Raw genomic sequence first — 10,055 nt, forward strand, 5'->3', positions numbered from 1 at the left:
ACCACGGCGTCTCGAACCGTACGGTCACCCGCCCCACCCCGCTGCCCTGCACCCATCCGGCGCCGAACTCCTCGTGCACCACATCCAGCCCCGGGTGCCACCGCCGCGGCAACTCCTCTCCGGGCTCCGGCTCCCGCGCCTGCTCCGCTTCCGGCTCCGCAGCCGCGGCATGCTCCTCCGCCTCCCGCTCCGTCGCGATCTGGGCGAAGAGATCCTCCTGCGTGAAGTCCGCCAGCCCGGTCACCCCCACACCCAGCAGCCGCACCCCGCCCGTGGTGTCCACCGTCTCCAGCAGCCGCACAGCGGCCTCCCGCACGACCGCGGGATCGTCGGTGGGCCCGCGCAGCGTCTCGGACCGGGTCAGCGTCGAGAAGTCGTAGTTCCGCACCTTGATCACCACCGTGCGCCCCGACCGCCCGGCCGCCCGCAACCGCTCCACACAACGGTCGGCCAGCCGCAGCATCTCGTTCCGCACCCGCGTCCGGTCCGTCAGATCGACATCGAAGGTGTCCTCGACCGACACCGACTTCGCGTCCCGCTCGGCCACCACCGGCCGGTCGTCCTGCCCCAGCGCCATCGCGTACAGCCCCGTGCCGTGTGCCTTGCCCAGCAGCCGCACCAACTCCGCCTCACCCGCCTCAGCGGTCTCCGCGACCGTATGGATCCCGCCCCTGCGCAGCGCCTCGGCCGTGGCCGGCCCGACCCCCGGCAGCGTCCGCACCGGCATCGGCCCCAGCAGCTCCCGCTCCGTGCCGGGCTCGATGACCACCAGGCCGTCCGGCTTCGCCTGCTCGGACGCGATCTTGGCGAGCATCTTGGCGCCCGCCAGCCCCACCGACCCCGTCAGCCCCGTGGCCGCCCGGATATCGCGCCGCAGCTGATCCCCCACCGCCCGCACCGCGGCCGTCTCCGGCGCGACCCCACCCGCCTCCAGGTCCACGAAAGCCTCGTCCAGGCTCAGCGGCTCCACCAACGGCGACAGCGCCCGCAGCAGCTCCATGACCCTTTCACTCACCTGGCGGTACAGGGTGAATCGCGGGCTGAGATAGGCGGCATTGGGGCACAGCCGGCGCGCCTGCGCCGTCGGCATCGCCGAGCGCACCCCGAAGACCCGGGCCTCGTACGACGCCGTCGCCACCACCCCGCGCGGCCCGATCCCGCCGACGACCACGGGCTTTCCCCGCAAGCTCGGCTTGGCCGCCTGCTCGGCGGAGGCATAGAACGCATCCATGTCCAGATGCAGGATCGTCGGCGCACGTCTCACACCACTGATGCTGCCGCACACCACTGACAATCGGCCCGACCCGGGCCGGGGCCCTCGTACGCGCCGTCAGCCGGCCCGGTTGCGGCGCCGCGCCAGCTCGTCGTGCGGATTCTTCCCGACCAACGTCTCGCCGGTGTCCACACGCTCTCCGTGGAGCTGTGACAGTGCGCCTTCCACGTCCCGCCACACCACGCCGACCGCAATCCCGAAGACCCCCTGGCCCCCCTGGAGCAGATCGACGACCTGGTCGGGCGAGGTGCACTCGTAGACCGTCGCGCCATCGCTCATCAGCGTCATCCGCGTCAGATCCGCCAGCCCCCGCGAACGCAGATGCTGCACGGCGGTGCGGATGTTCTGGAGCGAGACCCCGGTGTCCAGCAGCCGCTTGACGATCTTCAGAACGACGACGTCCCGGAAGCTGTAGAGCCGCTGGGTGCCGGACCCGTACGCCGGCCGGATACTGGGCTCCACCAGACCGGTCCGCGCCCAGTAGTCGAGCTGCCGATACGTGATGCCCGCCGCCGCGCATGCGGTCGGTCCGCGGTAGCCGATGTTCTCCGCCTCGCGGTCCCCCGACATCGCGGCGGCCTGTACGGGGCTGCGGTTCGCTGCCGCGCCCGAGTGGAGCGGCAATGCCCCATCCGCCGCCGTACCGTCGCCGGTGATTGCCACGCCGCCCTCCGTCCTCCACGTCCCGGACGGGACCTGCCATATCGACGGTATGCAGTCACCCGGGGTGCGTCAACGATCGCCGCGCTCGCCACGCCGAGTGATAATCACCCTACGAGTGGTTTCTCGTGACTTGGCGCGGGGAATGGATTGCAGGTTGGCCGGAAACAGACGTTCGACTGGCCGAGTCACTGGTTGTTGGTACCGAAGTCCTCGGGCGAGATCTGGTCGAGGAACTCGCGGAACTTCTCCACCTCGTCCTCCTGCTCGTCCGGAATCGCGATCCCCGCGTCGTCCAGCACGCCGTCGGTACCGAAGATCGGCGTTCCGGTGCGCAGCGCCAGCGCTATGGCGTCGGACGGCCGGGCACTGACCTCGACGCCGCTGGCGAAGACCAGCTCGGCGTAGAAGACCCCTTCGCGCAGATCCGTGATGCGGACCTGCGTCAGCTCCTGGCCCACCGCTTCGAGCACGTCCTTGAAGAGATCGTGCGTCAGCGGTCTGGCAGGGACCATGCCCTGCTGGGCGAAAGCGATGGCGGTGGCTTCCCCTGGCCCGATCCAAATGGGCAAGTAACGGTCGCCTCCCACCTCCCGCAGGAGCACGATCGGTTGGCTGGAAGGCATTTCCACCCGGACACCCACGACGTCGAGCTCGTTCACACAGTAACCCTAGGACGTGCCCGGCAGGTTTGGGTAGTCGGGCAGTCGTTTGCTCACGGCAGACGGACCCGCAGAGCGCTCTGGACCAGCGCCGCGTGGAGCCGTACGGACAACGTGGCCAGCTCTCTCGCGGTGGCCTCGGCATACGCCCGGGTCTGAGGGTTGCGGTGCCGCCGAAGGGGTGCAACGACCTGCTCGACCAGACCGGCCTCCCGCTCGGCCGCCGCCTTCACGGCACGCAGATGCCGCGCCTCCAGACCGAAGCGGCCCAGCTCCGCCACAAGTTTGGCGACGGCGACCGCCTCGATGTCGTATCCGCCGTCCTCATGGGCGACGATGAGTCCGTACGACTCCCAGTCGGCGAGCGCCGCCTCGTCCACGTCAGCGGCGGTCAGCAGCTCCGCCCGGCCGATCCGGGCCGCCGTCGGGCGCTCGTCGTCCAGGTCGGACACGCCCTCGACCAGATCCCGGGACGGCGCCGCCGGGGCCGGGAGCGGCATCCGCTCACCCCGCTCCAGGGCCTCCAGATGGTCCCGGATGACCTTCAGCGGCAAATAGTGGTCCCGCTGCATACGCAGCACGCTCGCCAGGCGCTCGACGTCGGCCGCGGTGAATTTGCGGTACCCGGAAGGCGTGCGCTTCGGCTCGACGAGCCCCTCGGCCTCCAAGAAGCGGATCTTGGAGATGGTGACCTCGGGGAACTCCTCACGCAGCGTGTTGAGCACCGTTCCGATGCTCATCGGCTTGCTGTCCGAGGAGGTGGTGCCGGCGGAACCGGCACCACCTGTCGGTGTATGGCGCATATGCCTTCCCTGGCGGTCAGATGCCGACGCCCCGCTGGCTCGCGTAGAAGACCAGGCGGTACTTGCCGATCTGCACCTCATCGCCGTTGGCGAGGACGACGGTGTCGATCCGCTCGCGGTTGACGTAGGTGCCGTTCAGGCTGCCGACGTCGGTGACCGTGAAGCGACCGTCCGGTCCGCGGCGGAACTCCACGTGGCTGCGGGAGACCGTGACGTCGTCGAGGAAGATGTCGCCCTGCGGATGCCGGCCCGCCGTCGTCAGCTCACCGTCCAGAAGGAAGCGGCTGCCCGAATTCGGACCCCGGCGGACGACCAGCAGCGCCGAACCCAGCGGAAGGGCATCGACGGCCGCCTGCGCCTCGGGGGACAGCGACGGCGACAGATTCTGGCCCGTCGCCTCCGCGTCGTACGCCTCGATCCCCGAGATGGAGATCGTCGAGGTCGTCTCGGACGCGCGCTCGGGCTGTGCGCCCGCACGCAGCGGCGCACCACAGTTGGAGCAGAACCGGCTCGCCTCGGCGTTCCGGTGCCCACACCTCGTACAAACCGGCAAGGCCAACCCTCCACCCGTGCGTGAGGTTGATGGTTCCTGGGAACCTATGCGGCCGGACCCGGAGGGGTCAACAGAACCCGCGCCGTGCCCCCCGGACGGACCGCTGACCTCATCACGGAACAGCGGACGGTCCTCGGCCGCGCCGCTCTCCTCGGGCTGGCGCGTCGCGCGATGCCGCGCGGAGCTGCCGCCCTCCTGGCGGGCGCTCTTGCCGAACAGCTTTGCAAACAACTTCACGGGCGATTCCCCTTGTACGAAACAGACCCGCCCGTGGGGCAGGACGAACCCTCGATGCACTCACCGGCCGATCCGGACATCCTGTGAACGTCCGTGGCCTTCAGACAGTTTCCACCACACACCACACGCACGGTGCGTCGACCCCCCGCTACCTCATGCCCTCCCCGGGCCATCACCATACGTAGACGCCTCACTGCGATGACGACCGAGCGTAGTCAGGCCGCTTCGCCTCCCGCAAGGCATCCACAATGATCTTCTCTTCACGGGTCACAGACACCTTGGCCTGCTCCTTCTCCAATGTCTGGACCACTCCGCCAGGGATGTTCAGCGCCGGTTCCAGGTCCTCCGGCTTGCCGATGACCTTGAACCGGTACGGCTGCGTGACGCGCTTGCCGTCGACTTCCACCCCGCCCCGGAGGTCCGAGAAGTAGGTGTTCGCGACGACCCGTACGCCATTGACCTGGATGGCCTCGGCTCCGGCTGCCCGCAGCTCCTGGATGGTGTCGAGCAGCTTGTCCGCCTCCACGGAGTGGTGCGGGTCGTCGATGGTCAGGTTGATGCCGGGGCCTTGCGCCGCGACGGTCCCGGCCAGCACACCCAGCTGCGCTTCCTTCTCCACGGTCTGCTTACGGGCCTCCTCGGCTTGGTCCGAACTGTTCTCCAGTTCGGTCTTCTGCCCTTCCAGGCGCCGCTGTTCATCCGTCAACCGCTGGGAGCGATTGTCCAGTTCGTCCAGGATGCGCACCAAATCCTCTTGGCGCGCGCCCCGCAGCGCACTGCTGTCACTCGTGGAACGTACCTGAATCGCGAGTCCGAGACCGAGAATGAACAGGAGCAACGCAACGATCAGTTGAGCCCGCGTCAGCCGCGGCGGCCACAGACTCGCCACGAGGCGCTGCCGGCCGGTCTTCGGACCCGGCGGGGCCCCGCCGTCCGCCGCGCCGCCGGACGCACCATCGACTGCCGGTTTGGCACCGCTCTGCCCCGCTCCGTCCGATTCCTCATCGGAGTCCCGTTCTTCAGCATCCGTTCCGCCCGCCCCCGCGGGCGTGTTGGGGCTCTCCGGCGGCATCGGCCGCCGGCCGGCAGGACTGCGCTCCTGCTCCGGACCGGGCTTCCGCTCGGGCTGCGGCTCGGGCTTCTTCTCCGGCTCCGGCGTCTCTTCCGTACCCATCCGCCTCACGCCCTGAAGACGTGCCGGCGGATCGCGGCGGCGTTGGAGAAGATCCGGATGCCCAGCACGACCACGACACCGGTGGAGAGTTGGGCACCGACACCCAGTTTGTCGCCGAGGAAGACGATCAGCGCCGCGACCACCACGTTGGACAGGAACGAGACGACGAAGACCTTGTCGTCGAAGATGCCGTCCAGCATCGCGCGCAGACCACCGAACACGGCATCCAGCGCTGCCACGACAGCGATCGGCAAGTAGGGCTCGACCACCGTCGGCACCACAGGCCGAACCACAAGTCCGACCACGACTCCCACGATGAGGCCCAGTACGGCGATCACGATGTGCCCTTCCCTGTGTCGGCGCCGTCCGCCTTCGCGGCACCGGCCTGCGGCTTTGCTGTACGTACGGTCAAACTGGGCGCGGGCGGCAGCGTGACCTGGCTCTCGGCGGAAATCTTCGTGCGTACGCCGTAGTTCTCCTGCAACACATGCAGATACTGGCCGTCGGCACTGTCCTGGAACGCGGTGCTGAGCCGCTGCCCGTCCCCCACCGCCAGCACCGTATACGGCGGCACCAGCGGCTTGTTGTCGACCAGTATGGCGTCTCCCGCGGCCCTGATCGCCGAGAGTGACGTAAGCCGCTGCCCATTGACAGCTATGGCCTCCGCACCCGACTGCCAGAGGCCGTTGACGACACGTTGCAGGTCCCGGTCCCGCACCCGCCCGGTATCCGAGAAGTCGCTGCTCTCACGCGGCCCCCCGGTGCTGCTCTGCGCCCCCTTGGCGTCGTCCACGACGAGCTTCACACCCGGCCCGGTGACCTGCGTCGAACCCGCCAGCAGCGCCAGCAGTTCGGCCTTGTCACCACCGTGCTTCCTCAGCGCCTCCCGCTGCATCCGGTCGACGGCGTCCCGCGTCGCGTCGACCCGCTGCTGCTGCGTGTCGGCCTCGGCGGTGCCCTTCTGGATGCGGTGGATCAGCTCCTCGCGCTCCTTGGCGAGGGTCGGTGCCGACACCCGCGCCTGCGCCGCCCCCACGGTCACCACCAGCGCCGCCAGCACCAGTCCGGCGGCCAGGCCCAACTTCGCCCGCAGCGTGCGCGGCAGACCGCGTACGCCGGTATCCGACTTCCGCGCGGCGGCCTCCGCGTATCCGTCGTCGAGACTGTGATCCATCACGTTGGTCAGCAGCGACATGGACGCATCGGGACGCGCGGCCGGCTTCCTGGTATTGCTCCGATCGGGGCGCTGCTGCGACATGCCGCACATCGTCGCATGTCGGCGGCACGGCCTCCCAATGGCCCCACCGGCGTGCCGAGACGACGGCACGCCGGTGGGATCAGATCAGCGACCCGCGCTGTCCACCACGGCCGACCACTCGTCCAGCAGCTGCTGCGCGGAGGCGTCGTCCGGCCCCTCGGCCCACAGATGCGTCACCGCCTCGGCCGGGTCGGGCAGCACCAGCACCCACCGCCCGTCGGCCTCCACGACCCGCACGCCGTCGGTGGTGTCCACGTCCCGGTCGCCGGCCGCCTCCACGACATGCCGCATGACCAGCCCCTTGACCGCCCACGGCGTCGCCAGGTCGCGGCGCTGGACGTGCGCCCGCGGGATCCGCGCGTCGATCTGGCTGAGCGTGAGCTGCGTACGGGCCACCAGGCCGATCAGCCGGACGAACGCCGCCGCGCCGTCGAAGACGCTGCTGAACTCCGGGATGATGAAGCCGCCGAGACCGTCCCCGCCGAAGATCGTGCCGTCCATCCGCCCGACCCGCGTCAGGTCGTCCGGCGAGGTCGTCGTCCACTCCACCTGGGTCCCGTGGTACGCCGCCACCTGCTCGGCGATCCGGGTCGTGGTCACCGGCAGCGCCACCCGCCCGCTGCGCCGCTCCGCGGCGACCAGGTCCAGCATCACCAGCAGGGCACGGTCGTCCTCGATGATCCGGCCGCGCTCGTCCACGAGGGACAGCCGCTCGCCCACGGGGTCGAACCGCACCCCGAACGCGGCTCGCGCCGAGGCCACGATCTCGCCGAGCCTCACGAGCCCGGAGCGCCGGGCATCGGCGGTCTCGGTCGGCCGGGACTCGTCGAGACCGGGGTTGATGGTCAGCGAGTCGACGCCGAGGCGGCCGAGGAGGCTGGGCAGCACCAGTCCGGCGCTGCCGTTCGAGGCGTCGACGACGACCTTCAGCCCGGAGTCGCTGATGCCCGTGGTGTCCACGGCCCGCAGCATGGCTCCCGTATAGGAGTCGAAGACGCTGGCCGGGAAGTGCAGATCGCCGATCTCGCCGGGGAACGCCCGCCGGTACTCCTGGCGCGCATAGACCCGGTCGAGCTTGCGCTGCCCGGCCTGCGAGAGATCCGCGCCCCGCTCGTCGAAGAACATGATGTCGACGGAGTCCGGCACACCGGGCGTGGTGCGGACCATGATGCCGCCCGCACTGCCCCGCGCGGTCTGCTGCCGCGCCACGGGCAGCGGGACGTTCTCCAGGTCGCGTACGTCGATGGCGCTGGCCTGCAAGGCGGAGATCACCGCGCGTTTCAGGGCCCGGGCACCGCGGGAGTGGTCCCGGGCCGTGGTGACCGTGGAGCCCTTCTTGAGCGTGGTGGCATACGCACCCGCGAGCCGCACGGCGAGTTCCGGGGTGATCTCGACGTTGAGGATTCCGGACACCCCGCGCGCCCCGAACAGATGCGCCTGGCCCCGGGATTCCCAGATCACCGACGTGTTGACGAACGCACCGGCCTCGATGGTCTTGAACGGATAGACCCGCACATTGCCCTGGACGATCGACTCTTCACCGATCAGGCATTCATCGCCGATGACCGCGCCGTCCTCGATCCGCGCGGCCCGCATGATGTCCGTGTTCTTGCCGATCACACAGCCGCGCAGATTACTGTGCTGACCGACGTAGACGTTGTCGTGCACCACCGCCCGGTGGAGGAACGCCCCGCTCTTGACGACAACGTTGGAACCGACGACGGTGTGCTCGCGGATCTCCACATCCGCTTCGACCTTGGCGTAGTCACCGATGTACAGCGGGCCCCGCAGTACCGCGTCCGGATGAACCTCGGCGCCTTCCGCGACCCACACACCCGGCGAGATCTCGAAGCCGTCGATCTCCACATCGACCTTGCCTTCGAGTACGTCGGCCTGCGCCTTCACATAGCTCTCGTGCGTGCCGACGTCCTCCCAGTAGCCCTCGGCGACATAGCCGTAGATCGGCTTGCCTTCCTTCATGAGCTGCGGGAAAACGTCCCCGGACCAGTCCACCGGAACATCGGGCTCAAAATAATCGAAGACCTCCGGCTCCATCACGTAGATGCCGGTGTTGACGGTGTCCGAGAAGACCTGCCCCCAGGTCGGCTTTTCCAGAAATCGCTCGACCCGGCCGGCTTCGTCCACGATGGTGATGCCGAATTCCAGGGGATTGGGAACCCTCGTGAGGCAGACCGTGACGAGGGCACCCTTTTCCTTGTGGAACCGGATGAGGTCGGTGAGGTCGAAGTCCGTGAGCGCATCACCGGAGATGACGAGGAAGGCGTCGTCCTTGAGGGCCTCCTCCGCGTTCTTCACACTGCCGGCGGTGCCGAGTGGCTTTTCCTCATTGGCATAGGTGAGCTCCATACCGAGCTCTTCGCCGTCCCCGAAATAGTTGCGGACGAGCGAAGCCAGGAATTGCACGGTCACGACGGTCTCATTGAGACCATGCCTCTTCAGCAACCGCAGTACGTGCTCCATGATCGGCCTGTTGACCACAGGAAGCAGCGGCTTGGGCATGCTGGACGTCATGGGGCGAAGGCGTGTGCCCTCGCCGCCGGCCATCACAACGGCCTTCATGTCGGAAGCGTCCTCCTCTAAGAGACGACGGTTCTTGCCGACTTCACTTGTCCAGTTCGCCCATTGTTTCCCCGCACGGGCCCTGGACCTCGGCACGTTCTGCCGGTTGGGCGAGCTCAGTCGGCCGTGGCGTCCGCCCTGATGATCCGGCGGACCTGGACCACGTAGAGGATCCCTGCCCACCAGTACAGCGCTGTACCCCACCCTGCGAACGCCCATCCGAAAATAGCAGCGAGCGTGTGGAGCCAGCCACTTCCATCGCTCAGTAGCAGCAGCGGGAAGGCATACATCAAGTTGAACGTAGCTGCTTTGCCCAGGAAGTTCACCTGGGGAGGCCCGTAGCCGTGGCGTCCGAGGAATCCGACCGCGACCAGCAGCATCAGTTCCCGGGCGAGCAGCGCCGCGGTGAGCCAGACCGGCAGGATCTCACGCCACGTCAGACCGACGAGGGTGGAGAGGATGTAGAGGCGGTCGGCGGCCGGATCGAGGATCCGTCCCAGGCTGCTGATCTGGTTCCAGCGCCGAGCGAGCTTGCCGTCCAGGTAGTCACTGACACCGCTCAGCGCGAGGACCAGCAGCGCCCAGCCGTCAGCCTTCGGGCCACCGAATTCCGGCCAGAGGATCAACCACAGGAACACCGGCACGCCGACGAGGCGCGCCATGCTCAGAATATTCGGGATGGTGAGGACACGATCTGTCTGGACCCGCGTCTCCTGGACCTCCACGCGGAAGCCTCCTGTGGGAAATGTGCCAATGATGCCCCTGACTTTACCTGCCCCGCCGGCCCCGCCGCGCCCCGGGGCCCGTACCACGGAACGCGAAAAAGCCCCGTCGGGAACCGGAGTTCCCGACGGG

Annotated in this window: 10 protein-coding genes; all 10 read right to left on the reverse strand. The window is 68.6% G+C overall.

The genetic code is table 11. The features are described 5' to 3' along the window. Positions 1-1,264, reverse strand: a 1,264-nt coding sequence (locus IEZ17_RS14340) for a DNA polymerase IV (protein WP_229852258.1), incomplete at its 3' end; no start/stop codon positions are given. Between the two features lie 66 nt (positions 1,265-1,330). Next, complete coding sequence (locus IEZ17_RS14345; protein ID WP_189300035.1) at positions 1,331-1,936, reverse strand: MerR family transcriptional regulator; 606 nt, start codon at positions 1,934-1,936, stop codon at positions 1,331-1,333. Positions 1,937-2,121: 185 nt separating this feature from the next. Next, positions 2,122-2,595, reverse strand: a complete 474-nt coding sequence (locus IEZ17_RS14350; RefSeq protein ID WP_189300037.1) for a bifunctional nuclease family protein — start codon at positions 2,593-2,595, stop codon at positions 2,122-2,124. A gap of 53 nt (positions 2,596-2,648) precedes the next feature. Then, on the reverse strand, positions 2,649-3,398 hold the full coding sequence (ftsR, locus tag IEZ17_RS14355) for a transcriptional regulator FtsR (RefSeq protein ID WP_189300039.1): 750 nt from the start codon (positions 3,396-3,398) through the stop codon (positions 2,649-2,651). Between the two features lie 16 nt (positions 3,399-3,414). Next, entirely contained in the window at positions 3,415-4,248 is an 834-nt protein-coding gene (locus tag IEZ17_RS44160) for an FHA domain-containing protein (protein ID WP_189300041.1), read from the reverse strand. A 130-nt stretch (positions 4,249-4,378) separates the two neighbouring features. After that, on the reverse strand, positions 4,379-5,362 hold the full coding sequence (locus IEZ17_RS14365) for a DUF881 domain-containing protein (RefSeq protein WP_189300043.1): 984 nt from the start codon (positions 5,360-5,362) through the stop codon (positions 4,379-4,381). 5 nt (positions 5,363-5,367) lie between these two features. Continuing rightward, the gene (locus tag IEZ17_RS14370; protein ID WP_003984969.1) at positions 5,368-5,700 is read right to left on the reverse strand and encodes a small basic family protein; all 333 of its coding nucleotides are present in this window, start codon (positions 5,698-5,700) and stop codon (positions 5,368-5,370) included. After that, positions 5,697-6,620 carry a DUF881 domain-containing protein gene (locus IEZ17_RS14375; protein ID WP_189300045.1) on the reverse strand — a complete coding sequence of 308 codons (924 nt, stop codon included), beginning with the start codon at positions 6,618-6,620 and terminating at the stop codon, positions 5,697-5,699. Before IEZ17_RS14375 ends, IEZ17_RS14370 begins: the two co-directional genes overlap by 4 nt. A gap of 84 nt (positions 6,621-6,704) precedes the next feature. After that, a complete protein-coding gene (locus IEZ17_RS14380; RefSeq protein ID WP_189300047.1) occupies positions 6,705-9,200 on the reverse strand; it encodes a mannose-1-phosphate guanyltransferase in 2,496 nt (831 codons plus the stop codon). Positions 9,201-9,316: 116 nt separating this feature from the next. Beyond that, entirely contained in the window at positions 9,317-9,925 is a 609-nt protein-coding gene (clsA, locus tag IEZ17_RS14385; protein ID WP_189300049.1) for a cardiolipin synthase ClsA, read from the reverse strand. Positions 9,926-10,055: the final 130 nt, after the last annotated feature.

Source organism: Streptomyces albospinus, from assembly GCF_014648695.1.
In the GTDB taxonomy this organism is placed as follows: domain Bacteria; phylum Actinomycetota; class Actinomycetes; order Streptomycetales; family Streptomycetaceae; genus Streptomyces; species Streptomyces albospinus.

Excerpts from the sequence above, each read along its gene's own strand:
- IEZ17_RS14375 (WP_189300045.1), bottom strand. The coding sequence starts at position 6,620 with ATGTCGCAGCAGCGCCCCGATCGGAGCAATACCAGGAAGCCGGCCGCG.
- IEZ17_RS14380 (WP_189300047.1), bottom strand. The coding sequence starts at position 9,200 with ATGAAGGCCGTTGTGATGGCCGGCGGCGAGGGCACACGCCTTCGCCCC.
- IEZ17_RS14365 (WP_189300043.1), bottom strand. The coding sequence starts at position 5,362 with ATGGGTACGGAAGAGACGCCGGAGCCGGAGAAGAAGCCCGAGCCGCAG.
- ftsR (WP_189300039.1), bottom strand. The coding sequence starts at position 3,398 with ATGCGCCATACACCGACAGGTGGTGCCGGTTCCGCCGGCACCACCTCC.